The organism is Aeromonas sp. SER (genome assembly GCF_038739615.1).
Lineage (GTDB): Bacteria > Pseudomonadota > Gammaproteobacteria > Enterobacterales > Aeromonadaceae > Aeromonas > Aeromonas jandaei.
In genome coordinates, this window is record NZ_JBCGFC010000001.1 from 542,790 (window position 1) to 569,289 (window position 26,500).

The 26,500-nt window shown below is 53.0% G+C and carries 31 protein-coding genes, 3 pseudogenes and 1 riboswitch; of the genes and pseudogenes, 20 read left to right on the forward strand and 14 right to left on the reverse strand.

Annotated features, from left to right (window positions below):
- Positions 1–171: 171 nt before the first annotated feature.
- Positions 172–729, forward strand: a complete 558-nt coding sequence (locus AAHA41_RS02585; protein ID WP_323070973.1) for a metal-dependent hydrolase — start codon at positions 172–174, stop codon at positions 727–729.
- On the opposite strand, the gene AAHA41_RS02590 is transcribed toward AAHA41_RS02585, so the two are convergent.
- The 3 genes from AAHA41_RS02590 to AAHA41_RS02600 form a co-directional block, all read right to left on the reverse strand.
- Entirely contained in the window at positions 686–1,435 is a 750-nt protein-coding gene (locus AAHA41_RS02590) for a hypothetical protein (protein ID WP_323070972.1), read from the reverse strand. The two genes, AAHA41_RS02585 and AAHA41_RS02590, sit on opposite strands and share 44 nt — an antisense overlap.
- A 27-nt stretch (positions 1,436–1,462) precedes the next feature.
- A complete protein-coding gene (locus AAHA41_RS02595; RefSeq protein ID WP_158025292.1) occupies positions 1,463–1,813 on the reverse strand; it encodes a lysozyme inhibitor LprI family protein in 351 nt (116 codons plus the stop codon).
- 222 nt (positions 1,814–2,035) lie between these two features.
- Positions 2,036–2,725: a hypothetical protein gene (locus AAHA41_RS02600; protein WP_323070971.1), complete on the reverse strand. Its 690-nt coding sequence runs from the start codon at positions 2,723–2,725 to the stop codon at positions 2,036–2,038.
- Between the two features lie 58 nt (positions 2,726–2,783).
- Between AAHA41_RS02600 and AAHA41_RS02605 the strand changes: the two genes are divergently transcribed.
- Positions 2,784–3,122, forward strand: a complete 339-nt coding sequence (locus tag AAHA41_RS02605; RefSeq protein ID WP_323070970.1) for a metal-dependent hydrolase — start codon at positions 2,784–2,786, stop codon at positions 3,120–3,122.
- Between the two features lie 3 nt (positions 3,123–3,125).
- Here the strand turns inward: AAHA41_RS02605 and AAHA41_RS02610 are convergent, their stop codons facing one another.
- From AAHA41_RS02610 to AAHA41_RS02645, 8 genes are all read right to left on the reverse strand, one after another.
- Positions 3,126–4,112, reverse strand: a complete 987-nt coding sequence (locus AAHA41_RS02610; RefSeq protein ID WP_342697302.1) for a hypothetical protein — start codon at positions 4,110–4,112, stop codon at positions 3,126–3,128.
- A gap of 96 nt (positions 4,113–4,208) precedes the next feature.
- Positions 4,209–5,045, reverse strand: a complete 837-nt coding sequence (locus AAHA41_RS02615) for a hypothetical protein (protein ID WP_323071212.1) — start codon at positions 5,043–5,045, stop codon at positions 4,209–4,211.
- 999 nt (positions 5,046–6,044) lie between these two features.
- The gene (gene trpA / locus AAHA41_RS02620; RefSeq protein WP_323071214.1) at positions 6,045–6,851 is read right to left on the reverse strand and encodes a tryptophan synthase subunit alpha; all 807 of its coding nucleotides are present in this window, start codon (positions 6,849–6,851) and stop codon (positions 6,045–6,047) included.
- Positions 6,848–8,041 (reverse strand): tryptophan synthase subunit beta, encoded by a 1,194-nt coding sequence (gene trpB / locus AAHA41_RS02625; RefSeq protein ID WP_106552996.1) that lies wholly within the window; start codon positions 8,039–8,041, stop codon positions 6,848–6,850. The genes trpA and trpB overlap by 4 nt, the downstream gene beginning before the upstream one ends.
- A 76-nt stretch (positions 8,042–8,117) precedes the next feature.
- Positions 8,118–9,614 carry a bifunctional indole-3-glycerol-phosphate synthase TrpC/phosphoribosylanthranilate isomerase TrpF gene (gene trpCF / locus AAHA41_RS02630; RefSeq protein ID WP_323071231.1) on the reverse strand — a complete coding sequence of 499 codons (1,497 nt, stop codon included), beginning with the start codon at positions 9,612–9,614 and terminating at the stop codon, positions 8,118–8,120.
- Positions 9,614–10,627: an anthranilate phosphoribosyltransferase gene (gene trpD, locus AAHA41_RS02635; RefSeq protein ID WP_323071218.1), complete on the reverse strand. Its 1,014-nt coding sequence runs from the start codon at positions 10,625–10,627 to the stop codon at positions 9,614–9,616. The genes trpCF and trpD overlap by 1 nt, the downstream gene beginning before the upstream one ends.
- A gap of 15 nt (positions 10,628–10,642) precedes the next feature.
- A complete protein-coding gene (locus AAHA41_RS02640) occupies positions 10,643–11,242 on the reverse strand; it encodes an aminodeoxychorismate/anthranilate synthase component II (RefSeq protein WP_005359135.1) in 600 nt (199 codons plus the stop codon).
- Positions 11,235–12,869, reverse strand: a complete 1,635-nt coding sequence (locus tag AAHA41_RS02645; protein WP_323071221.1) for an anthranilate synthase component 1 — start codon at positions 12,867–12,869, stop codon at positions 11,235–11,237. The genes AAHA41_RS02640 and AAHA41_RS02645 overlap by 8 nt, the downstream gene beginning before the upstream one ends.
- A gap of 448 nt (positions 12,870–13,317) precedes the next feature.
- On the opposite strand from AAHA41_RS02645, the gene AAHA41_RS02650 reads away from it, so the two are divergent.
- From AAHA41_RS02650 to AAHA41_RS02735, 18 genes and pseudogenes are all read left to right on the forward strand, one after another.
- The gene (locus AAHA41_RS02650; protein WP_156852222.1) at positions 13,318–14,199 is read left to right on the forward strand and encodes a PHP domain-containing protein; all 882 of its coding nucleotides are present in this window, start codon (positions 13,318–13,320) and stop codon (positions 14,197–14,199) included.
- A gap of 110 nt (positions 14,200–14,309) precedes the next feature.
- The gene (locus tag AAHA41_RS02655; protein ID WP_041208296.1) at positions 14,310–14,930 is read left to right on the forward strand and encodes an L-threonylcarbamoyladenylate synthase; all 621 of its coding nucleotides are present in this window, start codon (positions 14,310–14,312) and stop codon (positions 14,928–14,930) included.
- A complete protein-coding gene (locus AAHA41_RS02660; RefSeq protein ID WP_041208297.1) occupies positions 14,923–15,792 on the forward strand; it encodes a ScpA family protein in 870 nt (289 codons plus the stop codon). The genes AAHA41_RS02655 and AAHA41_RS02660 overlap by 8 nt, the downstream gene beginning before the upstream one ends.
- A gap of 24 nt (positions 15,793–15,816) precedes the next feature.
- Complete coding sequence (gene scpB, locus AAHA41_RS02665) at positions 15,817–16,404, forward strand: SMC-Scp complex subunit ScpB (RefSeq protein WP_033113297.1); 588 nt, start codon at positions 15,817–15,819, stop codon at positions 16,402–16,404.
- On the forward strand, positions 16,397–17,320 hold the full coding sequence (gene rluB, locus AAHA41_RS02670) for a 23S rRNA pseudouridine(2605) synthase RluB (protein WP_042032448.1): 924 nt from the start codon (positions 16,397–16,399) through the stop codon (positions 17,318–17,320). Before scpB ends, rluB begins: the two co-directional genes overlap by 8 nt.
- A gap of 541 nt (positions 17,321–17,861) precedes the next feature.
- Positions 17,862–18,226 (forward strand): annotated as a pseudogene (locus AAHA41_RS02675) (transposase); the annotation flags it as partial.
- A gap of 480 nt (positions 18,227–18,706) precedes the next feature.
- Positions 18,707–19,027 carry a DUF6572 domain-containing protein gene (locus tag AAHA41_RS02680; protein ID WP_323071226.1) on the forward strand — a complete coding sequence of 107 codons (321 nt, stop codon included), beginning with the start codon at positions 18,707–18,709 and terminating at the stop codon, positions 19,025–19,027.
- 103 nt (positions 19,028–19,130) lie between these two features.
- Positions 19,131–19,655 carry a VENN motif pre-toxin domain-containing protein gene (locus AAHA41_RS02685; protein WP_323071234.1) on the forward strand — a complete coding sequence of 175 codons (525 nt, stop codon included), beginning with the start codon at positions 19,131–19,133 and terminating at the stop codon, positions 19,653–19,655.
- A gap of 41 nt (positions 19,656–19,696) precedes the next feature.
- Positions 19,697–19,927, forward strand: a pseudogene (locus AAHA41_RS02690) (transposase); the annotation flags it as partial.
- 37 nt (positions 19,928–19,964) lie between these two features.
- Positions 19,965–20,333: a hypothetical protein gene (locus AAHA41_RS02695; protein WP_201906785.1), complete on the forward strand. Its 369-nt coding sequence runs from the start codon at positions 19,965–19,967 to the stop codon at positions 20,331–20,333.
- A 129-nt stretch (positions 20,334–20,462) separates the two neighbouring features.
- On the forward strand, positions 20,463–20,792 hold the full coding sequence (locus tag AAHA41_RS02700; RefSeq protein WP_323071228.1) for a hypothetical protein: 330 nt from the start codon (positions 20,463–20,465) through the stop codon (positions 20,790–20,792).
- Positions 20,793–20,862: 70 nt separating this feature from the next.
- Positions 20,863–21,309, forward strand: a complete 447-nt coding sequence (locus AAHA41_RS02705) for a hypothetical protein (protein WP_342697303.1) — start codon at positions 20,863–20,865, stop codon at positions 21,307–21,309.
- A gap of 240 nt (positions 21,310–21,549) precedes the next feature.
- Entirely contained in the window at positions 21,550–21,891 is a 342-nt protein-coding gene (locus AAHA41_RS02710; RefSeq protein WP_082044142.1) for a hypothetical protein, read from the forward strand.
- 1 nt (position 21,892) lies between these two features.
- Positions 21,893–22,421, forward strand: a pseudogene (locus AAHA41_RS02715) (hypothetical protein).
- A 115-nt stretch (positions 22,422–22,536) separates the two neighbouring features.
- A complete protein-coding gene (locus tag AAHA41_RS02720) occupies positions 22,537–22,710 on the forward strand; it encodes a hypothetical protein (RefSeq protein WP_323092319.1) in 174 nt (57 codons plus the stop codon).
- The gene (locus AAHA41_RS02725; protein WP_323071103.1) at positions 22,707–23,045 is read left to right on the forward strand and encodes an Imm42 family immunity protein; all 339 of its coding nucleotides are present in this window, start codon (positions 22,707–22,709) and stop codon (positions 23,043–23,045) included. Before AAHA41_RS02720 ends, AAHA41_RS02725 begins: the two co-directional genes overlap by 4 nt.
- A gap of 231 nt (positions 23,046–23,276) precedes the next feature.
- Positions 23,277–23,543 carry a hypothetical protein gene (locus AAHA41_RS02730; protein WP_198506401.1) on the forward strand — a complete coding sequence of 89 codons (267 nt, stop codon included), beginning with the start codon at positions 23,277–23,279 and terminating at the stop codon, positions 23,541–23,543.
- A gap of 51 nt (positions 23,544–23,594) precedes the next feature.
- On the forward strand, positions 23,595–24,041 hold the full coding sequence (locus AAHA41_RS02735; RefSeq protein WP_342697304.1) for a hypothetical protein: 447 nt from the start codon (positions 23,595–23,597) through the stop codon (positions 24,039–24,041).
- A gap of 418 nt (positions 24,042–24,459) precedes the next feature.
- On the opposite strand, the gene AAHA41_RS02740 is transcribed toward AAHA41_RS02735, so the two are convergent.
- The 3 genes from AAHA41_RS02740 to AAHA41_RS02750 all read right to left on the reverse strand — a co-directional run bounded on the left by AAHA41_RS02740 (position 24,460) and on the right by AAHA41_RS02750 (position 26,351).
- A complete protein-coding gene (locus AAHA41_RS02740) occupies positions 24,460–24,777 on the reverse strand; it encodes a DUF190 domain-containing protein (protein WP_043851430.1) in 318 nt (105 codons plus the stop codon).
- Between the two features lie 11 nt (positions 24,778–24,788).
- Positions 24,789–25,172 (reverse strand): fluoride efflux transporter CrcB, encoded by a 384-nt coding sequence (gene crcB, locus AAHA41_RS02745; RefSeq protein WP_033116160.1) that lies wholly within the window; start codon positions 25,170–25,172, stop codon positions 24,789–24,791.
- A gap of 67 nt (positions 25,173–25,239) precedes the next feature.
- Positions 25,240–25,316: riboswitch (Fluoride riboswitch) on the reverse strand.
- A gap of 300 nt (positions 25,317–25,616) precedes the next feature.
- The gene (locus AAHA41_RS02750; protein WP_323071106.1) at positions 25,617–26,351 is read right to left on the reverse strand and encodes a transporter substrate-binding domain-containing protein; all 735 of its coding nucleotides are present in this window, start codon (positions 26,349–26,351) and stop codon (positions 25,617–25,619) included.
- Positions 26,352–26,500 lie beyond the last annotated feature (149 nt).

The window sequence follows — 26,500 nt, forward strand, 5'->3', positions numbered from 1 at the left end:
CGATCCCGTTCTGCATGTCAGCCGCAGTTAAATGAACATTTCAAGTTAACGTGCCAAGGCTGATTGGCGCTGCGTTTATCTAACAGCGAACCACTACAGTGGGCGCACTTCACCTTCACTTCACCGAGCGGGGGTAGGGTAGGCTCACGCTTTCAGTTGGAGCTTCACTCTATGCCCACCATCGTCACCCACGCTGCCGTACCCCTCTGCCTTGGGCTCGGGCTTGGCAGCCGGATTATCCCGCCACGCCTGCTGCTGGCCGGTGTCGCCATCGCCATGCTGCCCGATGCCGATGTGCTCGCCTTCAAACTGGGGGTCGCCTACGGCCATGTCTTTGGCCACCGCGGCTTTACCCACTCCCTGCTGTTCGCCTTTGCCTTGCCCACACTGGCCATGCTGTTTCACCGCCAATTTCGGGCCAGCGCCGCCACCGTCTGGTCGTTTCTGCTGGTGTCGCTACTCTCCCACAGCCTGCTCGATTCCCTCACCACCGGCGGCAAGGGGGTTGGCTGGCTCTGGCCGTGGCGTGACGAGCGCTTCTTCGCCCCCTGGCAGGTGATCCGGGTCGCCCCCTTCAAGCTGGAGGCCTATCTCACCGCCCGAGGTGAAGCGGTGATCCTCTCCGAACTCTGCTGGGTCTGGCTGCCGGGGGTTGTATTGATGCTGGTGTTGATTTTGTTGCGACTTATTGTGGCAAATCGATATCTGCAGCATCAATCCAGCCGGTAGTAACGATTTTGCCGTGAAACGCAACCTTGTAGCGGGCATGCGGAAAACTGAAATCAAGCAGGTGTACCCGATCGCCCTTGATGAGGTAACTCTTTTGTGGTTTTTCGCTATCGGCGCTGGCATAAAAAGAGGCTCGTGCCACACCTACAGTCAGGTAGATATCAGGGAGTTTGCTATCGCAGCCGATAGCGGCAATTTTGGCAGGATGTAGAGTTTCGATACAGAAATCGGCGTAATTCTCTCGCTCGCTGATAAGTGTCAGCTTGCCATCAGCGTTGAGCTGATAGGTACGATCAGTATATCGGGGGCCGGATTTCATCGAACTCTCGATCTTGTCTGACATCAGCTCGGGATTAGCAATTTCATCATTGGTCGCGAGTGAACAATCGTTACCCACCAATTTCACCAGACGATGGAATATATTTACACCACCATAACCAGAGCTTACCGGGAGTGTCAGCAAACTAAAGTGTGGATAGTCGTAGCGTTCCACGGTGCTTTTGGTATCCCCCATACCATCTTGCTCAAACGTAAGCATTTGATTGGCGCAGCGTAATGTTATTTTGTTATCTTGCTGGCTAAGTTGCGCCTGCTGAGTGAGTAAAATGCTATGGTCATGTTCAAGTGAAATGGCTACCGGTGCCGGTTCAATCGCCATCGTATGGGGTGAAAATAGAAGTAGTGAGAGTAGGAACAGGATCATCATTGGCGCCACCGTAATAAAATGGTTTTGTTATAAATAAACTTTCTTTAGATACTGAATACGCTCTTGTAGCATATCTATTTGGCACTCCATCTTCGCTTCATTTCTCTGTGCTCCACCACTATTTAATGTGTAATAGGCTTTGCAGTTTTCATCCCAAAATAAAAGCCAGGCCCGTTGACTCTGGATGAGAGTTTTCCGTATTTCTCCTTTGCTTACGTAACTGTCGTCAAAACCGCCAGATGCATTTTTTTGTAATATGGATTGATAAGTTTTGTTTAACTCCTTATCTGCTGCCAATAGGTCTGCTTCCAGTTTGCACATAGCAGAAGGAAGATTGCAGATAGCATTATCATTGACTGTCTTTCCAAAAGCAGTCATGGTCGCGAACATTGTGGTGAGGATGATAAAAATAATCTTTGCTATGAGTGAATTATTCTTTGATAAGATTGATGTAAAGTAACTTACTCTATAATTGTACATGGTGTGACCAATATGCTTGAGTTGATATTGTATTTTTGAGAGCGAATGTTCGCAAATAATTGTTGCTCGCTTATTATAACGATATTTCCTGGAAAATGGAGACGCAGCTCTACCATATAATCAGTTAGATATTCTATATAACTTGTCGTAATAGAAGTTGTCAAAATCCGTGATCGTTTTAAGGGTGAATGGTGCCGGGAGTTTGAAGAGTTTCCAAGTTTCCTTGAAGATCTCGTCACCATCTTCTTGAGCATCCTGATTGATGTTCTCCTTTATTAATATTTTCTTGGTCGAGAAGTTAATACTCGTCATCCGCTCAACGAGGGGGCCGCGGTTTTCACTCATGTCGTAGCCAATCAATTCGAAACCGGCGTTCTGATATCTGAATTTGTAAGACCAGTAACCATAACGTCCATGGCCATAGTGGATTTGCAAGATCCCTTTTTCTACGGAGACCCAAAGCTCAGGGGCAAAATAGACACCACCATCTTCATTCTCCGAGGAGAAACAGTTTGGATTTTCGAGAGCCAGCTCATAGTGATCCCCCTTCTTGAACGCGATGATAAGTCCTCGTCGATTACGATCCAGCTCACCACGGTATTCATCAACAATGACATTGCGCTTGTCAGTGCCTTTGACAACGATGACCATATCACTCTGACCGTCTTTATTTAAATCCCCCTCGATTTTCTCAAAGACGACATATCCCTTGGGGACAAAATCGAGTGGATCTTTAGTGTTCAGGGTGGCACCTTCGGCTAAAACTTGTGCTTGCAACAGCATTAAAAGCAGTGATAACCCTTTTTTCATAACCATTCCGTTTTCGTATGACTCTATATATTGTGAATGATGCGTAAGATGGATACCCATGGCAAGCGCTTTGAGCTACGAATGGAGACGAGTCTGCCTGCTCATAGGAATACCCCAAGCATTCCGCCACCTGCTGGTCTCTCTGCTCTCCCACAGCCTGCTCGATTCCCTCACCACCGGCGGCAAAGGGGTTGGCTGGCTCTGGCCGTGGCGTGACGAGCGTTTCTTCGCCCCCTGGCAGGTGATCCGGGTCGCCCCCTTCAAGCTGGAAGCCTACCTCACCGCCCGAGGTGAGGCGGTGATCCTCTCCGAGCTCTACTGGGTCTGGCTGCCGGGGGTTGTAGTGATGCTGGTGTTGATGGGATGGCGGGTGTGGGGATGGGGAGATAGGTATTAATTGTTAGGTATTAATTGTTCGGTACTCAATTGGTATGTGAAATTTTTTGCGCAAAAAATCAAGATATTTTGTTTCCTCCTCGGTTGCCATTGCCTCACCAACAATAACTAATTTTTTTGCCTGCTGATGACCTGGCCAATATGAATACTCCATTATTTGACCTAAAGATTGTCGTATGCATGCCTTAGCTGTGGATGAAGTTTTTATTTCATAGAACCAGTATTCATCACCATTTTTCACAACTAGATCAATGCTTAAACCATTAATTTTTATTTCTGTGCCAACATTATCCTCTCCATATGTTTCAGAGAGTTCAGTATATAGTTTGTACTGAAGATCATTATGTCGCAATAGTATGTTTAGTTTCTTTTCTGCTACAGAGCCTGACGTAGAAGAAGCCTTTATTGAACAACCCGTTTTGAAATTAAATCCAAATTTATTAGATTTATTGTAAATATTATGTTCTGCCTTTTCAGTGAAAAGGTAAAGTGGCAATAGTCGGTCTAATGTTTCGAGGATAAGAGAGTAGTTTATACTGTGTTTGTTTTGCTTTCCTCCTAGAAATATAAAAACTCCCTCTTGAGCTAGCTCTTCCGGGATTGGTGAGGGCATATAATCTTCACTTCTATGGATTTTGTAGTGCCACATTCTTAAGTCAGAGAAGTGTTCTCCATATTCAGATAAATACTCATTAAATAGCAATATTTTTGGTCTTAAAATATCTATTCTGGGTAGGGACTGGCTGCACTCAAGTGAGAAAGCTACGCCATACCGAAGATAATCTCCTTCAATGCCAATGTTAAACTGTAGTTCCTTTCTACCACCATAGTGCCAGCCCCATTCTTCAAATACAGTCCTTTGATCGAAAAGTTGGCTCGATGGTATTCGAGACAGGCCACCAATTTTTTTACGGATACTTTGTAAATTACCAACTTCGTATGCATAAGCTTTTTTATTTATTTCCTCTGCTATCTGTGCCAGAAGATGCATGACTTAACTCCCTAGAGGTTTAGTACTTTAGCTCAGCTAATCCAAAAAGTGATCTAATATATTGGGTGACAGTTGGAGCCTATTTTTACGCAAATTTTATCCATTGAACTTATTGATTGGCAAGTATGCTTCACCTGTTTGTGAGGCATGACGCCTCACTCTCGATACGATTTCCCCGAACTCCATTGCACCAGATAAAAACATATACAAATGACTAGCATCCATTATTAGCAGTGGTGTTTTACTACCCGAAGCATCCGTAACTGCTGTACTGCTATAGCCAGAGATTGACACCATTATCCCCATGGTGTTGTCGGCCATTTTATGAACCTTCGCCTTTAATGAGTCAATATCCGGTGCGCCAGACTGATCTTTTGTAAACTTTAATTCAACAAGATATGTAGTGCCTTCAAGGGTCATCGACCCATCGATTTGTCGCCCACCACTTTTATAAGGCTTTCTATTTATTATTTCACAGAAATCAAGAAGCTTGTAGAACCACTCTTCAAATTCGTAACCCCCTTCTTGGGTACCGACCTTGGGGTGCATTGCATCAAGCTGTTGCTGTAGTTTTGCTTTATCCGTTCGTGAGCGTTGGATTACTTTGCTTTGCTCCCGAGCTCGCTCTTGTGCTTCTTTTCTAGCTTTTTCACTTTTTATTTCTTCATCTTGTTGTCTGAGATACGCCTTAAGCTCTTGGACAGCTTTATGTGCTTCTTGGATTTTTTTAGCAGAATCTTCCCAGTTTCTCAGATCCGGGAATGTCGCTTGTTCTGATAGGCTTATTGCCATTTCAAAAATTACTACTTTGCCAGTATCTGTTGCTTGCAATTTCAGGAAAAGCTGGTCAAGCAAATCACGCTTAGATTCATCGTTTGACCACGCAGCTAAAAAACTCTCTTTGACGTGTGATGCAAGCAAAAATTTTTTCAAGGCATTCCGACGCCAATAGGACTTAAGAACTGCCTCATATGTCAATTCTATTAGTCGAGGTGTAATTTTTGATGCCAAATCGGATACCCCCTTTACACATGACATTAATTAGATGGTCGAAATAACTTATCATCTCGTATGTTGGGCTAAAAATCGTAGGTTGGTGCTGAACGAAGTGAAGCCCAACGTTTACCGCGAAATATATTTGTAAATCTGTTTTACTGATCTGCCACATCCATATTTATCCCGCGCTGGTTGGCGTAATAATGCTCGCCTGTTGGGCTTTGCTACACGCTGCGTCAACCTACAAAAACCACGCTACCGCACCTGAGTTTCAGCCCCCAGTTTGCTGCTTGTAACCTGCGAGATGGTAACAATCGCTGTCATGGTGTTCTTTCGAGAGGTTGATTGTCATTCGGGTATCTTAAGGGGGAGGGTGGTGCGTTGAGAAGCTGGTTTTGGCGGGAATCAGTGTTGGATCAATAAATTAGTTATTAAGGCATGGGCTGAGTGAGCATCTTGTTTGGCTGGGTATACACAATCCCCTCACCCCAGCCCTCTCCCAAGGGGAGAGGGAGCATATCTGCTGTTAGACGGGGCTGCGGGTTGGCGCAGTTTTGATCCCCCTCTTGTTCGTTGAGGCGAGTCCTCTTGTCCATCGGCGTGTGCAGTTGGACAAGAGGATGAGCCGAAGGTCCCCGACGTCAGTCGGGCGAATAAGCGGGGGAGAAGACCTTTGGTGTTATTTGTTAAAGAGAGCGGGTCTTTCCAAAGTCACTCGCCCGAGCCCGAAGGGCGGGCGAAACTCTGTCGAGGGCGGCGCCCTCGTGTCCTGCGTGGCGAAGCCGCGCCATAGCATCAGCATCAATTCCGCGAACGTCTGATTACGCTTCGCTAATCAGACCTACAAGGGTGGCACCAACCAGGGATGGTGGATAACAAAAGGGAGCCCGCTTGGGCTCCCTTGCTTGTCATGGGGGTGGGCGTTTGACTGAACGCTTAGCACAGGGTCGCGGCCTTCATCCCTTCCACAAACTCTTTCAGACGGGTCAGCATATGCTCCGGATTCTGGTGGTGGGTCTCGATGATCTTCACCACGGCGGAGCCGGAGATGGCACCGGCGGCGCCCGCGGCGATGGCTTCACGCACCTGAGCCGGTTCGCTGATGCCAAAGCCGAGCAGGGCGGGCGGGGCGTTGAACTCGCGCAGGGTATTGATCAGCCCCTCCACCGGCATGCCGGCCTTGGTCTCGGCACCGGTGACGCCGGCGCGGCTCACCAGATAGGTGTAACCATTGCCGAGCTCCGCCACCTGTTTCAGGGTCTCGGCGTCGCCATTGGGCGGGGCGATAAAGATGCTGTCGATGCCGAACTTGTCAGCGGCCGCCTTGTAGGGGGCGCACATCTGCACCGGCACGTCGGCAACCAGCACCGAGTCCACGCCCGCCTGCTGGCACTTCTCGTAGAAGCCGTCGATTTTGCGCACATAGACCAGATTGGCGTAGACCAGAAGGCCAATGGGCAGCTGCGGGTACTTGGCGCGGATGCGGCCGAGTAGCTCGAAGCAGTCGTCCGGGGTGGTGTGGCTGGCAAAGGCGCGCAGGGCGGCGCCCTGAATAGTGGGGCCGTCCGCTACCGGATCGGAGAAGGGAATGCCGAGCTCGAGGGCATCGGCGCCCCCTGCGACCAGCGCATCGACGATGGCCAAGGAGAGTTCTGGAGTGGGATCACCCAGCATCACGAACGGCACAAAGGCGCCCTGATTGGCCGCGTCCAGACGGGAGAAGAGTTGTGCGTAACGGTTCATGACAAGGTTCCTTCTTTCTCGAAAATGTCAGCGACGGTGAAGATATCTTTGTCGCCACGGCCGGAGAGGTTGACGATGAGCACCTGCTCTTTTTCCGGTTCACTGCGGGCCATCTTGAGGGCGTGGGCCAGCGCGTGGGAGGACTCCAGCGCCGGGATGATGCCTTCGGATTTGGCCAGCTCCTGGAAGGCGTCCAGCGCCTCCTTGTCGGTCACCGAGGGGTACTCGGCGCGGCCGATGGCGGCCAGATGGGCGTGCTGCGGGCCGACGGAGGGGAAGTCGAGCCCTGCCGAGACGGAGTAGGACTCCTGGATCTGACCCTGAGTGTCCTGCATCAGGTAGGAGTGCATGCCAAAGAAGACCCCCTTGCTGCCGTGACCGAGCGGCGCACCGTGCTCGCCACTCTCGATACCGTGACCACCCGGCTCGACGCCGATCAGGCGCACTGAAGGCTCATCGATAAAGTCGGCAAACATGCCGATGGCGTTCGAGCCGCCGCCGACGCAGGCGATCACCGCATCGGGCAGCCGCTCTTCTTTCTCGAAGCACTGGGCCTTGGCCTCTTCGCCGATCATCTTCTGGAACTCCCGCACGATAGTGGGGAAGGGGTGCGGGCCGGCGGCGGTGCCGAGCAGGTAGTGGGCCGACTCGTAGTTGGCAGCCCAGTCGCGCAGTGCCTCGTTGCAGGCATCTTTCAGGGTGCTGGAGCCGGAGTGCACCGGAATGACGGTGGCGCCCATCAGCTTCATGCGAAATACGTTCGGTTTCTGGCGCTCGCAATCCTTGGCGCCCATATAGACCCGGCACTTGAGGCCGAGCAGGGCGCAGGCCAGCGCGGTGGCGACACCGTGCTGGCCAGCGCCGGTCTCGGCGATGATCTCGCTCTTGCCCATCCGCTTGGCCAGCAGCGCCTGCCCCAACACCTGGTTGGTCTTGTGGGCGCCGCCGTGCAGCAGATCTTCACGCTTGAGGTAGAGGCGGGTCTTGGTGCCCTTGGTCAGATTGCGGGTCAGGGTGAGCGGGGTCGGGCGACCGGCATACTCGGTCAGCAGGGACTGAAACTCGGCGATAAAGGCCGGATCATCCTTGGCATCGACAAAGGCTTTCTCCAGCTGGAGCAGGGCCGGGATAAGGATTTGGGGCACATACATGCCACCAAATTCACCGAAAAACGGGTTGAGCAGGGTCATAGACTATTCCTTGTATTTATAGGCTTAAGCGATTCATTCATTTGGTGCATGTGTTTAGCGGGTTCGCAGCGCTTTTTCACAGCTGGCGCAGTGCGCCGAAGGCGGCTGCAATCTTGTGCGCATCCTTCTGGCCCGGGGCACTCTCTACCCCGGAGTTGAAATCAAGGCCGAGGCAGCCCACTTGCGCTGCCTGCAGGGCGTTGTCGGGATTTAGGCCGCCCGCCAGCATCAGTTTGCTCTTGTCGAGCGTGGCCAGCATGGCCCAGTTGAACGCCTGACCGGTGCCACCGCTCTGGCTGCCGACTTTGGTATCCAGCAGCAGGCGATCGGCCGGATAGTCGAGGGCAGGCAGCGGCTCGCCACTTGTGATTCCTACCGCTTTCCAGAGCTGGCAGCCAGCTGGCAGCAGCGCTCGCAGCCCCTCGATATAGGCGGCATCTTCATCCCCGTGCAGCTGCACCGCGGCGAGCCCCAGCGCCTCCACTGTCTTGGCGATGGTGGCGGGCTGGGCGTTGCGAAATACCCCGACGTAGGAGAGCGGTGCGCCCGCCATCACGGCGCGGGCGGCGGGGATGTCCACATAGCGCGGGCTTTTGGCCACAAAGATAAGACCCCCGAACACCGCGCCCGCCTGATGGGCGGCGGCAGCATCCTCGGCGCGGGTGAGGCCGCACACCTTGTTCTGGCCCAGTACCAGCTTGCGCACCGCAGCCTCCAGATCCGGCTCGGCCATCAGGGATGAGCCCACCAGAAAGCCCTTGGCGTGGTGGCGCAGATCCGCCACTTGGGCGCGGTGGTTGATGCCGGACTCGCTGATCACTACCCGATCGCTTGGAATGTCTTTGGCCAGCTGTTTGGTGCGGGCGAGATCGACGCTCAAATCCCGCAGATCCCGGTTGTTGATGCCAATCACCGGCGCCCCAAGGGCGATGGCGCGGCTCAGCTCTTCTTCGTTGCTCACCTCGGTGAGCACGCCCAGACCCAGCTCCTTGGCCACCGCGAACAGGGCGCGATAGCCCTCGTCGGTGAGCACCGAGAGCATCAGCAGGATGGCGTCCGCCTGATAGTGGCGGGCCAGATAGACCTGGTAGGGGTCAATCATGAAATCCTTGCAGAGCACCGGCTGGCTGACGCGGCTGCGCACCCGCGGCAAAAAGGCGAAATCCCCCTGAAAGAACTTCTCGTCGGTCAGCACCGAGATGGCGGTGGCGTATTTACCATAGATGTCGGCGATGGCCTCCGGGCTGAAATCGTCGCGGATCAACCCCTTGGAGGGGGAGGCCTTCTTGCACTCCAGAATAAAGCGGGTGGAGCCCGCCTTGAGCGCCCCGACGAAATCCCGATCGCTTGGGGTCAGCGCGCTCTGGAAGCTCTCCAGCGGCTGGGCCAGCTTGCGGGCGGCAACCCACTCCTGCTTGGCCGCCACGATCTTGCCGAGAATGGTCTGGCTGATGGAGGTCATGTTCAGAAAAGCATGGGGGTCAATAAAGTCTGACATCTCGTTATCCTTGCGAAACTGGCTCTTGCCCTGTGGGCGTTCTGAATGACTGCTGTGCGACATGGTGGCTGACATCATGCCTCCTGATGGCTCAAAGTGGCGAGCCGAGCAGCCAGATCCGCAGCCTTGCCACTCGCCAGCACTGCCAGCACTTCGGCCGCCGCGCTCTTGAGATCTTTCGCCTTGCCCGCCATCAGCAGCAGTGGCGCCACGTTGGCGGCGATGGCGGCGTTGTGGGCCGGGGTGCCACGCCCCTCCAGAATGGCGGCGGTGATGGCACGGTTCTCTTCCGGTTCGCCGCCCTGAATGGCGCTGACCGGATAGGTCTCGAGGCCAAAGTCAGCCGGGGTGATCATAAATTCGCGGATCTCGCCGTCACGGATCTGGGCCACCTGGGTCGGGCCGTGGATGGCAATTTCATCCAGCCCGGCACCGTGCACCACCATACCGGTTTTCAGCCCCAGTGCCAGCAGGGTTTCTGCGATAGGGCGCACCAGCTCGGGGGCATAGACCCCCATCAGCTGATAGGTGGGGCGAGCGGGGTTGATAAGCGGCCCCAGCACGTTGAACAGGGTGCGGGTCTTGAGGGCCTGACGTACCGGCATGGCGTGGCGCACCCCGGCGTGATACTGGGGGGCGAACAGGAAGCAGATGCCGAGCTCGTCCAGACAGCGGCGCGCCTGCGCCGGGCTCATGTCGAGCCTGATGCCCATCTTGTCGAGCAGATCGCTCGAACCCGATTTGCTCGAGACCGAGCGGTTGCCGTGCTTGGCCACTTTCAGGCCGCAGGCGGCGGCGACCAGCGCCGAGGTGGTGGAGACGTTGATGGTGTTGAGGCCATCGCCACCGGTGCCGACGATGTCGCAGAACTCATAATCCGGACGCGGGAAGTCGCGCGCTTCTGCCAAGAGGGCCTCGGCGGCGCCGGCGATCTCCTCCGGGGTCTCCCCCTTGATCTTGAGGGCGGTCAAGAGACTGGCGAGAACTATGGGATCCACTTCGCCACGTACCACCTGGCCGAAGGCGTCGCGGGTACTTTCACGGCTCAGAGACTGACCCTGATAGAGGGTGTTGAGATGATGATGCATGTTGGTCTCCTTACCTTACCGCACGCTGCTTTCTGGACGGGTGATATGGGCGAGCGCCTGAGTCAGCAGACGGGCCCCTTCCGAGGTCATGATGGATTCGGGATGGAACTGGAAGCCCAGCACCCGCTCATCCTGCTGCTCGATGGCCATGGGCATGCCCTGATAGTGGGCAATCACCGTCAGCTCTTCCGGTACATAGGTGGCAACCAGCGAGTGGTAGCGGGCTACCGGCAGCGGGCTCGGCAGACCGGCGAAGGCGCCGTGGCCGTTGTGCTCAATCAGCGAACGCTTGCCGTGGACGATCTCGCCCGCCGCACCGACGGTGCCGCCGTAGGCTTCGCACAGGGCCTGATGACCGAGGCAGATACCGAGGATGGGCACCTGACCGCGGGCCAGCTTGATGAGGTCGATGAGGCAACCCGCCTCGTGGGGGGCGCCCGGGCCCGGCGAGAGCACCAGCACGGCATCCCCTTCACAGGCAGCGATCTCGCTCATGATGCGGCTCGCCGGCAGGCTGTTGCGGTAGATCCGCACCGGATAGCCGAGGGAGCGGAACTGGTCGACGAGGTTGTAGGTAAAGGAGTCGAAGTTGTCGAGCAGGAAGATGTTAGTCATGGCTCACGTCCTTATGTTGCTCCTGCTGGGCGCTCAGGGCTTGCAGGGAGGTGCCATGGCTGGCGGCGATGGCAGCCAGCACGGCGGCTGCCTTGGCGCGGGTTTCGTCCGCTTCGGCCTGGGGCTTGGAGTCATAGACCACCCCGGCACCGGCCTGTACGTGGGCCACGCCATCTTTGACAAAGGCGGAGCGGATGACGATGCAGGTATCCATCTCGCCGGCGCCGTTGATGTAGCCGACCGCGCCACCGTAGCTGCCGCGGCGCTTGCCTTCCACCATGCGAATAAGCTCGCTGGCGCGGATCTTGGGGGCACCGGTGAGGGTGCCCATGTTCATGCAGGCCTGATAGGCGTGCAGGGCGTCAAGGTCGGCGCGCAGGGTGCCGACCACCTTGGAGACCAGATGCATCACGTGGCTGTAGCGATCCACTTTCAGCAGCTCCTTGACGTAGCGGGTGCCGGGCTCCGAGATGCGGGCGATGTCGTTGCGGCCCAGATCCACCAGCATCAGGTGTTCGGCCACCTCTTTTTCGTCCTGACGCAGTTCCAGCTCGATGCGGCCGTCGAGATCCCGGTTGATGCTGCCATCGGGGTTGAAGCCGCGGCGGCGGGTACCGGCGATGGGGTACATCTCCACATCGCGGCTGGCGGCGCAGAATTTGACCGCGCTCTCGGGGGAGGCGCCAAACAGGGTGAAGCCCTCATCCTGCACGTAGAACATGTAGGGGCTGGGGTTGGTCTGTTTGAGGCGGCGATAGGCGGCGATGGGGCTGGGGCAGGGCAGGGAGAAGCAGCGGGACGGCACCACCTGGAAGATGTCGCCGCGGCGGATAAAGCCCTTGAGCTTCTCCACCTCGGCGCAGAACTGCTTGTCGCTCTTGTCCACGCTGATGCCGCCACTCAGGGCCGGGGTTACCGGCTCCTGTTGCGGCGCCTGCTGGCAGGCTTGCTTGAACCGGGCGAGACGCTCGCTCAGGCGGTGGTATCTGTCCTCCACCCGGCTCTCGTCGCTGTCGCCGCCAAAGATACAGGCAATCAGCTGGGTGGTGCGCTCGATATGGTCGATGGTGATCAGGGTTTCGGCCACGTAGAAGCAGTAGTCGGGGCAGTCGTTGCTCCCCTCCGGTACTTCGGGCAGATCTTCAAAAGAGGCGATGAGGTCGTAGGCGAAACTGCCCGCCATAAAGAGGGCCTCTTTGCCGAGCTGGCAATCGAGCTCCCGTTGCAGGGTGCGCAGCACGTCCAGCACGCTGATCCCCTTCAGGCGGCTATCTTCATCCTGCTCCCGATCGGAGGCAGGGAAGTCGAGCTGCAGCTCGCCGGCCACCTGGCTCTGGATTACGGCGGCGGGCAGGCGCTCGGTCAGCAGGCTCTGCAACTGGGCGCCGTTGTCATTGAGGCTGCGCACCCGCACGGTGCGGCCGCGGCACTCGATGCGCAGACAGGCATCGACCAGCAGCAGGCTCTGTTTGCCCGCCTTGGAATCGATCTCGACCGATTCGAGCAGCAGGGTGTTGGGGCGCTGCTGGCAAAACTCGCTGTAGAGTGCCAGCGGATCGGCCACATAGGGGGCGTTGAGTTTGAGGGTATCGAATTCACCCAGAGGAAGGCGGTGCGTGGCTGTCATAGTGCGTTCCCTTGCGTGTGATGCGTGTTACCGATGTTCATGACGTCTAATACCTTGAAAAAGTGCCTTGAAAATGAGGTGGGTTCTGGCGGTTTCAGCAGGGGCGCCATCGCCTGGTCATTACGCTTGTCTGAATTCTCGGTTTCATCACAGCTCCATTTGCCGGATAATAAAAAAGCCCGCTGGGGTCAGCGGGCTTTTTCTTTGGGTTCTTAATTTGCTGTCAGTTTACAGGTACAGCAACGACCACACGCCCGCATGTCAGGGAGTGTGCCACCACCAAATGGTCAGGATGGAAGTCGTTTGCATGATAAAGTCCTGTAAAAAGATGTTTGCAATGAAGTGCCTACAGAAAACGATAAAGCCGCGGCCAAGTCAAGTCGCTTTTTAGCCTTCTTTCACCGATTTTTCATGAATGGTGACCTGACCACGAGAGCGGAATAACCCGATGAGATTCGATCTTCACTGTCATACTACCGCTTCGGATGGCGTGCTGAGCCCCGCCGAACTGGTGCGCCGCGCCGCCGAGAAAGAGGTCGAGGTGTTAGCGATCACTGACCACGACACCCTTGCCGGCCTTGATGAAGCTCGCAGCACCATCGCCGCCGAGCAACTGCCGCTGCGACTGGTGAGCGGGGTCGAGATCTCCACCGGCTGGGAGCATCACGAGATCCATATCGTGGCGCTGGGAGTGGATGAAAAAAATCCGCAGCTGAGCGACTTTCTGGCCGGTCAGCAGGCCCGCCGCGAAGAGCGCGCGCAGGAGATCGGGCGCCGTCTGGAGAAGTGCCTCATCCCCGGCACGTATGAAGAGGCCAAACAGTTGGCCGGTGATGCCGCCGTGACCCGGGCCCACTTTGCCCGGGTGCTGGTGGCGCGCGGGGTGGCCGACAACATGCAAAAGGTATTCAAGAAGTACCTGAGCCGGGGCAACAAGGGGTATGCTCCTGCCCAGTGGCCCGAGATGGGCGACGCGATCACTGCGATTCACGCCGCCGGCGGGCTGGCGGTGCTGGCCCATCCCAGCCGCTACGATCTCACTGCCAAATGGATCAAGCGGTTGCTGGTGGCCTTCAAGGCGGCAGGCGGCGATGCCATGGAGGTCTCGCTGCCCCAGCAGAGCCCGCAGGAGCGGGCCAATCTGGGCCAGTGGGCGAACGAATATGGTCTGGCCATTTCGGTGGGGTCCGATTTTCACTTCCCCTCCAACTGGACCGAGCTGGGCCGCCACCTCTGGCTACCCAAAGAGGGGACGCCGCTCTGGCTGGTCTCTCCCGATCACTTCGGGCTGAGTCAGGAAGAGCATGCCGCTCTGGTGGCCAGTCGCTGACCGGCGGCAAGAGACGAATTTTAAAGCAGAATAGTAAGTGAGTGCCGTGGAGCCAGGCTCCATGGCCATCAAGCGGGCAGATGTTGCTGCCCCCATTGCGAGAACAAGGTATGAGTCAGCACTTTTACGTACATCCGGAAAACCCGCAGGCGCGTTTGATCAGCCAGGCGGTGCAGATCATCCAGAACGGTGGCGTTATCGTCTATCCGACCGACTCCGGCTATGCGCTGGGTTGCCACATGGGTGACAAGGGGGCGCTGGAGCGCATCTGCCGCATCCGTCGTCTCGACGCCAACCACGATTTCACTCTGGTGTGCCGCGATCTTTCCGAGATCGCCACCTACGCCAAGGTCGATAACGGCGCGTTTCGCCTGATCAAGAACAACACCCCGGGTGCCTATACCTTCATCTTCAAGGCGACCAAAGAGGTGCCGCGCCGCCTGATGAACGAGAAGAAGAAGAGCATCGGTATCCGGGTGCCGGACAACAAGATTGCTCAGGCGCTGTTGGAAGCCCTCGGTGAGCCGCTGCTCTCCACCTCGCTGATCCTGCCGGATTCCGAGATGGCCGAGTTTGACCCGGAGGAGATCTACGACAAGCTGGGCAAGCAGATCGATCTGGTGGTCAACGGCGGTTATCTGGGCGAGCAGCCCACCACTGTCGTGGACTTCTCCGACGACGACCCGGTAGTGCGTCGTCGCGGTGCCGGAGACCCGACCCCGTTTGAGTGATACCGCAGATCCTGTGACGACCAGCACCGGCGATAACGGCGCGGGCGTCACACCTCCCATCGCGAAAGTCCTGGGGCAGCCCTACCACGAGCTGCCCCAAGATTTGTTCATCCCGCCCGATGCGCTGGAGGTGTTCCTCGATACCTTCGAGGGGCCGCTCGATCTGCTGCTCTACCTCATCCGGCGTCAGCAGCTCGATATCCTCAACCTGCCGATCCTGCAGATCACCGCCCAGTACATGGAGTACGTGGAGCTGATGCAGGGGCTCAATCTGGAGCTGGCGGCCGAATATTTGCTGATGGCGGCCTGGCTGGCCGAGATCAAATCCCGCCTGCTGCTGCCCAAGGCACCGGAGCTGGAGGACGAAGAGGAGGGGGAAGATCCCCGTGTCACCCTTATTCGCCGCCTGCAGGAGTACGAGCGCTACAAGGTGGGGGCGGAGCGGGTCAGCGAGCTGCCGCGGGTGGAGCGGGAGATCTTTATCGCCGCCGCCCTGCCGCCCGATTTTGGTGATCTCAAGCCGCTGGCGCCCGATGTTTCGCTGGTTGAGCTCGCCCTTTACATGCAAAGTGTGGTAAAACGCGCGACTCATTTTGAGCATCACCAGATCCGCCGCGAACAGATCCCGACCCGGGTGCGCATGGCGGAGATCCTCGCCATGCTCTCGCTTGGCCAGACCCTGCGTCTTGAGCAGGTGCTGCGTGCCGAAGAGGGGCGCATGGGCGTGCTGGTGACCTTTCTGGCGCTGCTGGAGCTGTGCAAGGAGCAGCTGATCTGGATTTTGCAGGCAGAGCCTCTGGGTCCGATCCATTTTGCCCTGGCCAGCCAGAGCGAGGAGGGGGAGCGTGGTCTTGCCCATTGAGATGGCTTTTGTGAGGAACGCCCAATGGCGCTGCCAGCTGAACGATTAAAGACGCTGATCGAAGCGGCCCTCTTTGTCGCCGGGCGTCCGCTCAACGTCAGCGAGCTCAAAGGCAGCGTGCTGGCCGACTATCCGGTCACCACCCGCTATGTGCAACTGCTGCTGGCGGAGCTCAAACAGGATTACAGCGAACGGGGCGTCGAGCTCAAGGAAGTGGCCTCCGGCTGGCGCTTTCAGGCTCGTCAGGATTATGCCGAAGAGCTCTCGCGGCTCTGGAGCGAGCGGGCGCCCCGCTACTCGCGCGCCGTGATGGAGACGCTGACGCTGATCGCCTATCGTCAACCCATCACCCGGGCCGAGATCGAAGCGATCCGCGGGGTCGCGGTCTCGAGCCAGATAGTGAATACCTTGAAAGATCGTGGCTGGGTGCGCAGCATAGGCCACAAAGAGGTGGCGGGTCGCCCCGAGCTGCTCGCCACCACCAGAGCATTTCTGGATTACTTTAATCTGCAGAGTCTGGAGCAGCTCCCCGAGCTGGATCCCGAGCTGCAACCCCCGTTGTCCGCCATGTTTACGGGCAGCGATCAACAATCAGGTAACCCCGATGAGTGAAAAACTGCAAAAAGTGTTGGCCCGCGCGGGTCACGGCTCCCGTCGTGAGATGGAGGCCCTGATCACCGCAGGTCGGGTCAGTGTGGATGGCAAGGTCGCCACGCTGGGGGATCGCGTCGAAGTGAACGCCGTGATCCGGGTGGATGGTCACCAGGTCAAGACCCGTGCCGCAGAGGAAGTGATCTGCCGCGTGCTGGCTTACCACAAGCCGGAAGGGGAGATGTGTACCCGTCACGATCCGGAAGGTCGTCCTACCGTGTTTGATCGCCTGCCCAAGATGGAAGGGGCCCGCTGGATTGCGGTCGGCCGCCTCGACGTCAACACCTCAGGTCTCTTGCTGTTCACCACCGATGGTGAGCTGGCCAACCGCCTGATGCACCCGAGCCACGAAGTGGAGCGCGAATACGCGGTGCGCGTGTTTGGCGAAATCACCGAAGCCATGCTGCAGCGCCTGCGCAAGGGTGTGCAGCTGGAAGATGGCATGGCCAAGTTCAACAAGATCAAGCCGGCTGGCGGTGAGGGTCTGAACCAGTGGTTCAACGTCACCCTGACCGAAGGTCGCAACCGTGAAGTGCGCCGCCTGTGGGAATCCCAGGAAGTGCAGGTGAGCCGCCTGATGCGGATCCGCTACGGCGACGTCAAGCTGGATCGCGCCATCCCGCGCGGCGGCTGGCAGGAGCTGAAACTGCCGGAAGTGAACTACCTGCGCGGTCTGGTCAACCTGCCGCCGGAGACCGAATCCAAGGTCGATCTGCAGCAGGATGGCAAGAGCAGCCGCCACAAGCAGGCCGCCCAGATCCGTCGCGCCGTCAAGCGCCACAAGGAGCTGCAAGGCAAGGAGCCCCGTGCCCGCGCCACCACCGCCCGTCGCAAGCCGCAAGCCTCTACCCGCAACTCCGGCACCGGCAGCAAATAAGCGCCGTTTATCAGTGACACATACTGATAGACGTGCAAACTTGCCAAAAAGCCCGCACCAACTGGTGCGGGCTTTTTTATATCCTTAACAATATAACTACCTGGCAAAATAAATATTTATTTGGCTTTTTATCAATAATGCCGCTTATTTGTTGACCTCAATAAGAAAACGTTTTTCTTGTTTCGTGGTTATTTTTTGTGGCTCAGTTAACAGATAAACGGTTCTTTTTTATTCACAACACCGGATGGATTGGTGAATAATATAGCCGGGTTCCAAGCGCAACTTTTCATGCCGGATGCATGAGTTTTTCGTTGAAGAGTTATGCTTGCCAATAGTGATACAGGACTCGCGCCGAAGGGGCGTCTCACTGTTATTGGGCTTACAGCAGTGTCGCCGAGCAATTAAATATGCTCAGGGACTGCGGTAGCTATTTGCTAGAATTAGCTCTGCTTGCGGCGTTGTTGCCCAAATCGATACAGCTTGAATGGAACTAACTGATAACTTGGTGGTCTGATCCCGCCATCCTCTTCAAGTCTGCATTATGGGCGCGTCGCTTCACCCCATCACCAACTGGCCTCAATATAGCAAGTCTTTGCTCAACAGTGGTTCACTCACCTTCTGGGTTGATACCGAGGCAATGAACAATTGGTTTCACCAAAGCCATTACGGACGACGGGGCCGCAGCCAGCTTGATACTGACCAGACCATCTGTACATTCCTGATGCTCAAGGGGATTTTCAACCTCACTTTGCGGGCCACTCAGGGACTACTCGACTCTCTGCTCCAGTTGATGAATGTGCCGTTGTCCGCACAGGACTATAGCTATGCCAGCAAGCGTGCAGGCACGGTGACCGTGGCTTATCGTATCCCCAAAAAGAACGTATTACCGATTTGGTTATCGACTCGCTTGATTAGACAGGCCGTGCTATTCGGCCCGACAAACGGGGTCATATTCCGGCTCAACTTAGACCCATTCTGGAACGGTTGGGCCTTGATGGTGTTCTCTGGTTGAAACTGGTGGCGCTATTCAGGCGACAAGGGATCAGATTGGTGGGAGGCAGAGATCAATGTCAGCAGTTTTCCCGCCATTTTGGCCAGCGGCGATGCCATCAACCACGGATTTTATTGCTTTGCGTTTACCCTGCTGATAGCTCCGGGTATTGCACATAGTTCAGTAAATGGTTGTGCAGGGGCCGTTGCTTTCTAAACCTGAAAATTTCTCCTGCCAGCCGAGTTTTACATGCATCAGTTCGAATGCATACACCCTTATAATGCCTGCAAGCAGTTCGATAGTGGCTTGCTACAAAAGGTGGGTGTCCTAATCGTTGTTAGAACCGAGATACCACCAACAAAAGTCAATGTAGTGAGACCATAGGGGATTAATAGATGTCATTAGAACAAGTACATATCATTGATGCCATAGGTATAGATAATATAACGGGCTATGTGGTGTTGACTATTTCAGACCCCTTTGAGTGGGTTGATACGAATGAGCATCTTTTGATGTTACAAGATAAAGTTAATGTGTACTTGAATTTTGTTGAAAGCGGAGAAATATTTGATGTGTATCCAAATGCTAATGGTAAACCAGTGTTGATAGATGTTGTCCATAAATTCTATCCGAATTCTATGGGGCAAGAATTTTACAACCAGATTATTCCCATAATTGAAAGCGCGGGAATGAAATTACAATATAGGGAGTTGTAAGCTGAGGACTGTAGGCTCAATCAGCGGAGCGTAATTGGGCATTCACGAAATAAGTTGCCAATCGCAACTCAGGGGGCCGCACCGAAGGAGGGCCTTACTGTTATTGGGCTGGCTTAGAGCAGTCCCGCCGAGTAGTGGGCATGATGGCAACCGAGCTTTACCACAAAGACGCCAGCCAGCTCTCCGAGAGTCAGAGAAGGAGACAGTTTCCACGCTAGCGACTCTGGCAGCAGGATTGGCGGGTGGCCTGACGGGAGACAGCACCGCCAGCGCACTAGCAGGAGCCCAGACCGGCAAGACGGTGGTGGAGAATAATCTGCTGGCCCCATCAGAATACAGTGCCTTAAGCAAAGCGCTGGATGATTTTGATAAGGGTAAAAATCCGCTTGAAGCTGCCAAACAAATAGTGTCGTTGACCAACAAAGATAACGTCACTGATGGCTTGCTATATCAACTACAACAGGGGAAACCCCTGTCTGAACAAGACAAGCGGATCTTGGCATCAGCTCTGGATCAGTACGGTTATGAGTTACAAACCAAGTATGGATATACAGAACAACAAGCCTTTGCTGCAATTGAAAAGGTAAACAGGAAATCCGGGACACCCACCTTTTTAACAGAGGAGTAGTGCTGTTGTTGCCTTGAGAGGTCACCGTTGAGGGATGTGCCATGACCATTGCCCGTTCACGTCAAATCAGCTTGCAGGATACGCCTTACTACCACGTGGTCAGTCGCTGTGTGCGGCGAGCTTTTCTGTGCGGAGAGGATTCCCACTCCGGCCAGAGTTACGAGCATCGACGCCAATGGGTGGTCGACAAGTTGGGGCAACTGTCGCGGCTGTTTGCTATCGACATCTGTGCTTACGCGGTGATGAGCAATTACTATCCTCTGGTGCTAAAAGATTTAAAGAATGCATTGCGTAAAAATGAGGTGGTTAATGACTGTCGAAATTAGAGAATACTTATATCTACTAGAAAGTTTTTCAGATGAGATAAAGTCTGAAGTGAATGGCGCGATGCACTCTTGGTTTCCTGATGCAGTTCCAATTACGTATTTGTTTGGACTTATTGGTGGGGCGTTGGTTGATGTGTTTTCAAATCTAATTGAAAGCGAAAGGATACGGTTATTCAACCATATTGAGAAAGGAATGTTATCCGATGATGATGCTTTTTCTACCGCTGTTGCAACAGGGCTACTTGAAGGTCTTATCGGTAGAGCCAGTCAAAAAGAAAATCTATGGAGAGAAATTGAACTATATCTTAGAGATGAATCTAGAATATATGTCGCTGCATGGATGTGTTTATGATGCAACCTTGCATTATTGAATCGGGCAGGTTCTAGGTGTACAGGTCTAGTTATCAACTGACACCAGCCTTTAGATGGAGTGTAATCGGTCAGCTGTTATGTATTTTAAAAATTCCCCTGGTGGTATTTAATGACAGAGCAAGAAATATATCAAAAGGTCGCGCAGCTCTTAGTTTATGCTGGGCCATTAGATGCAAGAACAATAGTTGTCAGAGCAGAAGTTTTTCCTGAAGGTGATGGAGGGAAATACGAGTTTGATTATATTGATGATACAAACAAGCTAAATTGGTTTGATCCTGATGGTCGAGTCGTGGGTGATTTAACAGCATTATTGGTGGAACTTCGGAAATATTTTATCAACAATAAACTAACCACTGGTCTCGACATCTGGTCTAATTGTGAAATTAGCTTGGTTGTAGAGACGATGCAATTGGGTATTGAATTTACTTATGATGTATAGGGCCGTAGTCTCGATTAGGAGGATTATTTTGCACCCATATTTTTTTAATACATATTAAAAGGAAGGCCAGATGAAGATATTGTTTGCATCAGGAATGATAGTTTTTCTTGCTTTGCTGATTTTTTTGTCAGGTGTTTTTTATGTTAGGAATAAATTAAAATTTAATGATTCTAGAGCTGTGCTTTTGTTTATGGATAGCGTGATGTTTAAGTCTTGTTGGCTGACTAATCTGGCATCTATATTCTTTTTTATATCATGTGCTATGGGATTAGCTTTGTCATGGGTTAATGGTGAGCCTCATCAACGAATTATTTCTTATTGTGTCGGCTTTCTTGGTGTTACTTTATTGTTTTTTCATTGTAGGTTACAGTATGTTAGAAATCATGAGGTAGGTGATTTTTCCTTTTTAAACGAATTGACTTTGAAATATGAGTTTTCTAGTTCTTCTGTTTTAATTTGGCTTTCTAGATTATGTTATTTGGTGTCATTTTTTATGCTCTTTTATTATGGTTTTTAACGCGTATTAGCGGGGTGTAAAGACATAGTCATCACCAGATACCGGCCTTGCGCTGGTGTCTTATATTATCGGCCAGCCATGCTGGCAAGCTGTCGTTCAACCTGACTCCCATCCGCCGAGATGACTTTTGCATCCATGTAACGAATTTTTGTCCGGACTCCGGGACACCCACCTTTTTATGAAAATCGTTACGCCTAAACGTTCTGAGTTACAGCCAGGCCCATCTTTGGGGGGTGAAAAATGAAGATTAAAAGCCAAATTAGTGGGCATATCATTGACATATTTGGTATTTACTGGGTTTTGTCTGTGGATGGCTCCTGTACTGAAACAATATTGCTTGGTTTACCTAAAAATAGTGGTGGCTTAGTTCCTTATCGCATAACAGGTAAGATTATTGATAGCGTTGATATTATTGAACCATCCGTACCCGATGGCTTTATTTACTACTATTCAGGGATTTATCACAAATCATTAATTGAAGAGAATTTACTAGATGATCTTCGAGAATATGACGAAACAGCTTATAAGCGGTTCCTTGAGATCCTGAAAGCTGAAGGCAGCATAGATCCGGATTTTTATTGAAATCCGGGACACCCACCTTTTTGCACGTCAAATCAGCTTGCAGGATACGCCTTACTACCACGTGGTCAGTCGCTGTGTGCGGCGAGCTTTTCTGTGCGGAGAGGATTCCCACTCCGGCCAGAGTTATGAGCATCGACGCCAATGGGTGGTCGACAAGTTGGGGCAACTGTCGCGGCTGTTTGCTATCCAGTATCAAACAGCGCCTTGACGAGCCTGCTGCTCCTGAGGTTTTGCCACCACTGTTACTGCCGTTTGCCAGCCAGGGGAAGCCTGAAGAACTACCCTATGCCTTCACCGACTACCTGATGCTGGTTGATTAGACAGGCCGTGCTATTCGGCCCGACAAGCGGGGTAATATTCCGGTTCAACTTGGACCCATTCTGGAACGGTTGGGCCTTGATGGTGTTCTCTGGTTGAAACAGGTGGTGCTATTCAGGCGACAAGGGATCAGAGTGGTGGGAGGCAGAGATCAATGTCAGCAGTTTGCCCGCCACTGTGGCCAGTGGCGATGCCATCAACCACGGATTTGATTGCTTTGCATTTACCCTGCTGATAGCTCCGGGTATTGCATATAGTCCAGTAAATGGTTGTGCAGGGGGTGTTGCTTTCTAAACCTGAAAATTTCTCCTGCCAGCCGAGTTTTACATGCATCAGTTCGAATGTACACACCCTTATAATGCCTGCAAGCAGTTCGATAGTGGCTTGCTACAAAAGGTGGGTGTCCTAATCGTTGTTGGTGGTGATGGTAAAAATGCATTAGGTAATAGAGAACTTGGTTCATTTAATAAAGAAATTAAAGAGTTAAAGGGGAGAAAATGATTTTCGGTCAACCTTTTGAATTCGCTGTTTTTTATGAGCTATTGGAGAAAACAGATGATGAATATTGGAAATTTGGGATTTTCATGTTTTTTATTGAAGATGAAATATATCCATCCAAAGGTTCTAATTATACACTATCTATGGCTATGGATTATCTGAAAAATACTCACCAAGAGGTAATAGATAGTCAAGATGAAGGGCTGGATATGTCAATGACCGCCCATGCTTTATTAAAGAAATTAGCTCATTCACATGGCATGCTACTTGATTGTGATCCTGATGACATGGAGTTGCCTGATTCAAAAAAAATAGGTTTTTTTTTTGAGCCATCTTGAAATAGCTGATACAGGGTTTTATCTTTTTTATTGTTTAGGTAATAATCAATTTGAATATTTAATATATAGTCATGATTATGGGAGTACAGCTAAAAAAACAATTTTAAATAAAGGCACTGTTAGTAGTGTACTGGATAAACTTCCATGCAAAGAATCAATATAGGGCGGAAATCCGGGGCGAAATCCGGGACACCCACCTTTTTGACACGCCCTTGATGGTGCGGAGAAAAAATGAAAAAAATTAACCTCTTGGATCTAATCAGACTTATTATATTAAGTAATGTTTTTATGATTTTTCTTGATGTTTTTGGTAATGCGCTGGTATTAGTTATGGTATATTTTAAAACTGGTGTTTTTATATTTGACTTGGATGATTTTTTATATGGCTCTTTAGATAAAGCTCTCGCAGGAGGAACCGTGTTGGGTATTGGTCTTTGGCTCAAACACAAATTACAAGAGCGACAGAAACAGAAAGGCCTGGGCCGTAGCCTCGATTAGGAGGATTATTTTGCACCCATATTTTTTAATGCATATTAAAAGGAAGGTCGTATGAAGATATTGTTTGCATCAGGAATGATAACCTTTCTTGTTTTGCTGATTTTTTTGTCAGGTGTTTTTTATGTTAGGAATAAATTAAAATTTAATGATTCTAGATCTGTGTTTTTGTTTATGGATAGCGTGATGTTTAAGTCTTGTTGGCTGACTAATCTGGCATCTATATTCTTTTTTATATCATGTGCTATGGGATTAGCTTTGTCATGGGTTAATGGTGAGCCTCATCAACGAATTATTTCTTATTGTGTCGGCTTTTTTGGTGTTATTTTATTGTTTTTTCATTGTAGGTTACAGTATGTTAGAAATCATGAGGTAGGTGATTTTTCCTTTTTAAACGAATTGACTTTGAAATATGAGTTTTCTAGTTCTTCTGTTTTAATTTGGCTTTCTAGATTATGTTATTTGGTGTCATTTTTTATGCTCTTTTATTATGGTTGTTAACACGTATTAGCGGGGTGTAAAGACATAGTCATCACCAGATACCGGCCTTGCGCCGGTGTTTTATTTTATCGGCCAGCCATGCTGGCAAGCTGGTCGTTCAACCTGACTCCCATCCGCCAAGATGACTTTTGCACCCATGTAACGAATTTTTGTTGGCCGTATCACCAGTGAAATAATCCGAGACGTGGTGGAAGAGTCGATAGCCTAATGGCGGAGTGGCAACTGCCTCCGATCCTGCGGTATTCGTGATGCCGATGCCGATGCCGATGCCGATGCCGATGCCGATGCCGATGCCGATGCTGCTGATAGTGGGCGGATGTGCTGTGGTGCTTGCTATGCAGGGGGGGAGCCCCAAAAGTGGGTCTCCTAATCGCCTCTTATGCCAGACAAGAGGCGATATAGCGATTTGATTACCGGATTAGCGATCGCCAGACATCCCGAACTCTATGGGCATCAAGGTATAAAACACACTCGTGTTGTGTTTCTTTAGCAGGTCGAATATGAGGTTTACCTCGTTGTCAGTGACGGAAAACGTCACTTCCAATGGCTGGTCTGACAGTTCGAAAAAGTGAGCCGAGTGCAGACGCCGGTCATGCCCAAGTCCTTCATTGGCAGCCAACAGGGTGGCACCCTGAATACCGAGCTCTTTAGCCTGCTCGACCAGCCATTGTGCCAATGGTTGACCCTCGATTGAGCGATCCTGGCGAGTGTAAAATGTTAATTGATAGCCTTGCATAGATACTCCTGTCACATCCGTTGCAGCATTGACATTGACCACATGCCGGCAAGAGTCATAGCCAGCGAACCCAGTACATGGACACAAATCGCCCCCCCTGCCCAAGCCAATCGACCTGCCTGCAGTAATGAAGTGACTTCAGCAGAGAATGTTGAAAAGGTGGTTAACCCGCCGAGAAAACCGGTGATCACCAGCAGCCGCCATTCAGGGGGGAGATTGGGGTTTGCGGAAAAGAAAGCGATAGCGATCCCGATCAGATAGCCTCCCAGCAAGTTTGCCACGAGAGTGCCCAGCGGGAGGGTAGGAAAAATAGCGTTCAGGGATGTGCCCAGTAGCCAGCGAAATATGGCACCAAACGAGGCGCCAACGCTGATGGCAAGAATCGAATTAAGCATATAAATCGTCCTTTAGTGCAGAGACTCCAGGACAGTGGTGCATATGCTACGCAGCCCTGACCTGGACTGAAACGTAGGCATCATTAGCCACAACGGCGGTTTGTGTGCGTATGCATGTGGAGGAATGCCATCTCCAGTGCATGGATTGTATCTTTCGCAGAGAAAAAGTCGAGCCGCGGTTTGGTGTTGTCAGCCAGCCATGGTGGCAAGAAGGTCGTCCAGCCAGCTCCCGTCCGATGCGATGATTTTTGCATCCATGTAACGAGTTGCTGCTCTGCTGTATCACCAGTGAAATAATTCCAAAAGTGGTTGCAGAGTGAGTCACCAAATAGCGGGGTGGCAACTGCCTCCGAACCTGCGGTATTTATGGTGCCAAGGCTAGTGCCGGTATGGCCAAGGGGGTGGGATTTGTTGTGGTGTCTGCGAGCAGGAAGGGCGGTCGGATCAGTAGGCCTGAGCGTTCCATTTGTCGTTGAAGTCGTGGATAAACCGCTCCCCTTCTTCGTTGCGGGAGGTGACCAGATAGAAGGTGACGTTCTGGCGAAACAGCGAGAGGCGGTAGAGGGCAGCGCTGTCCTCTTCGGAGAGGTTCTTTTTCGAGGTGTCGTTGATGGGCACCAGATCGACTTTGCCCTTTTTCAGCAGCTCGACGCACTGGTTGAGGCGGTTGGTGGTTCTGACGATCAGCCCCTGATCGTTGATGACCCGCTCGATGGCATCGGAGAACCACCCCTTGGGCACGCAGGCGGTTTTTTGCTGCCAGGGCGGGGATTCCAGCCCCTTCTTGTCGGGCGTGGTGTACCAGGACTGGATATCGAAGGCGATGGGGGTGCTGAACAGCAGGCTGTTGCTGCGCTCGTTGGTCCAGGTAAAGGGGAACGCGGCGATGGCGTTGCCCAGCTCGATGTTTTTAAGTCCGCGTGGCCAGGGTTGGTAGGAGATCTGCAGATCCGGGTGGCCAGCCTCTTTGAGAATGGTGAGCACCTTGCTTGCCAGCTCGCCGCCATTGGCCAGCTCCGCAGAGGAGTAGGGGGGCAGTTCGCCGGTGATGATCACCGCGCTCTGCGCCGCGCTGGCAGGGAGCAGCGAGAGCGCAAGGAGAGGGGCAAGCAGCGGATGGCGCAGGCGAAAAAAAGAGGGGTGAGCGACAGAGAGGGTGAGTGGATAACGAACGTGCATGGCTGGTGACCTCGCCTCTATCGACTTCTTTCAGATTAACGGTTTCACCGGGGAAAAAACAGATTCGAAGCGCACTGTTTCTGCGCCTTCCGGACGACATGAACGGACGCGTGGCGGTTGCTCTGTTCCGGTGAGCTTGTTAGCCTGTG

What these genes read in the sequence shown, in the direction of transcription:
- AAHA41_RS02735 (WP_342697304.1), top strand. Translation starts at nt 23,595, where the DNA reads ATGAAGATATTGTTTGCATCAGGAATGATAACCTTTCTTGTTTTGCTG.
- crcB (WP_033116160.1), bottom strand. Translation starts at nt 25,172, where the DNA reads ATGCTTAATTCGATTCTTGCCATCAGCGTTGGCGCCTCGTTTGGTGCC.
- AAHA41_RS02705 (WP_342697303.1), top strand. Translation starts at nt 20,863, where the DNA reads ATGAAGATATTGTTTGCATCAGGAATGATAGTTTTTCTTGCTTTGCTG.
- AAHA41_RS02710 (WP_082044142.1), top strand. Translation starts at nt 21,550, where the DNA reads ATGAAGATTAAAAGCCAAATTAGTGGGCATATCATTGACATATTTGGT.
- AAHA41_RS02680 (WP_323071226.1), top strand. Translation starts at nt 18,707, where the DNA reads ATGTCATTAGAACAAGTACATATCATTGATGCCATAGGTATAGATAAT.
- AAHA41_RS02645 (WP_323071221.1), bottom strand. Translation starts at nt 12,869, where the DNA reads ATGACAGCCACGCACCGCCTTCCTCTGGGTGAATTCGATACCCTCAAA.
- trpA (WP_323071214.1), bottom strand. Translation starts at nt 6,851, where the DNA reads ATGAACCGTTACGCACAACTCTTCTCCCGTCTGGACGCGGCCAATCAG.
- rluB (WP_042032448.1), top strand. Translation starts at nt 16,397, where the DNA reads ATGAGTGAAAAACTGCAAAAAGTGTTGGCCCGCGCGGGTCACGGCTCC.
- trpD (WP_323071218.1), bottom strand. Translation starts at nt 10,627, where the DNA reads ATGCATCATCATCTCAACACCCTCTATCAGGGTCAGTCTCTGAGCCGT.
- trpCF (WP_323071231.1), bottom strand. Translation starts at nt 9,614, where the DNA reads ATGTCAGCCACCATGTCGCACAGCAGTCATTCAGAACGCCCACAGGGC.
- AAHA41_RS02730 (WP_198506401.1), top strand. Translation starts at nt 23,277, where the DNA reads ATGAAAAAAATTAACCTCTTGGATCTAATCAGACTTATTATATTAAGT.
- AAHA41_RS02610 (WP_342697302.1), bottom strand. Translation starts at nt 4,112, where the DNA reads ATGCATCTTCTGGCACAGATAGCAGAGGAAATAAATAAAAAAGCTTAT.
- AAHA41_RS02695 (WP_201906785.1), top strand. Translation starts at nt 19,965, where the DNA reads ATGACTGTCGAAATTAGAGAATACTTATATCTACTAGAAAGTTTTTCA.
- AAHA41_RS02585 (WP_323070973.1), top strand. Translation starts at nt 172, where the DNA reads ATGCCCACCATCGTCACCCACGCTGCCGTACCCCTCTGCCTTGGGCTC.
- AAHA41_RS02740 (WP_043851430.1), bottom strand. Translation starts at nt 24,777, where the DNA reads ATGCAAGGCTATCAATTAACATTTTACACTCGCCAGGATCGCTCAATC.
- AAHA41_RS02600 (WP_323070971.1), bottom strand. Translation starts at nt 2,725, where the DNA reads ATGAAAAAAGGGTTATCACTGCTTTTAATGCTGTTGCAAGCACAAGTT.
- AAHA41_RS02725 (WP_323071103.1), top strand. Translation starts at nt 22,707, where the DNA reads ATGATTTTCGGTCAACCTTTTGAATTCGCTGTTTTTTATGAGCTATTG.
- AAHA41_RS02700 (WP_323071228.1), top strand. Translation starts at nt 20,463, where the DNA reads ATGACAGAGCAAGAAATATATCAAAAGGTCGCGCAGCTCTTAGTTTAT.
- AAHA41_RS02595 (WP_158025292.1), bottom strand. Translation starts at nt 1,813, where the DNA reads ATGACTGCTTTTGGAAAGACAGTCAATGATAATGCTATCTGCAATCTT.
- AAHA41_RS02655 (WP_041208296.1), top strand. Translation starts at nt 14,310, where the DNA reads ATGAGTCAGCACTTTTACGTACATCCGGAAAACCCGCAGGCGCGTTTG.
- scpB (WP_033113297.1), top strand. Translation starts at nt 15,817, where the DNA reads ATGGCGCTGCCAGCTGAACGATTAAAGACGCTGATCGAAGCGGCCCTC.
- trpB (WP_106552996.1), bottom strand. Translation starts at nt 8,041, where the DNA reads ATGACCCTGCTCAACCCGTTTTTCGGTGAATTTGGTGGCATGTATGTG.
- AAHA41_RS02650 (WP_156852222.1), top strand. Translation starts at nt 13,318, where the DNA reads ATGAGATTCGATCTTCACTGTCATACTACCGCTTCGGATGGCGTGCTG.
- AAHA41_RS02605 (WP_323070970.1), top strand. Translation starts at nt 2,784, where the DNA reads ATGGCAAGCGCTTTGAGCTACGAATGGAGACGAGTCTGCCTGCTCATA.
- AAHA41_RS02640 (WP_005359135.1), bottom strand. Translation starts at nt 11,242, where the DNA reads ATGACTAACATCTTCCTGCTCGACAACTTCGACTCCTTTACCTACAAC.
- AAHA41_RS02590 (WP_323070972.1), bottom strand. Translation starts at nt 1,435, where the DNA reads ATGATGATCCTGTTCCTACTCTCACTACTTCTATTTTCACCCCATACG.
- AAHA41_RS02720 (WP_323092319.1), top strand. Translation starts at nt 22,537, where the DNA reads ATGCATCAGTTCGAATGTACACACCCTTATAATGCCTGCAAGCAGTTC.
- AAHA41_RS02750 (WP_323071106.1), bottom strand. Translation starts at nt 26,351, where the DNA reads ATGCACGTTCGTTATCCACTCACCCTCTCTGTCGCTCACCCCTCTTTT.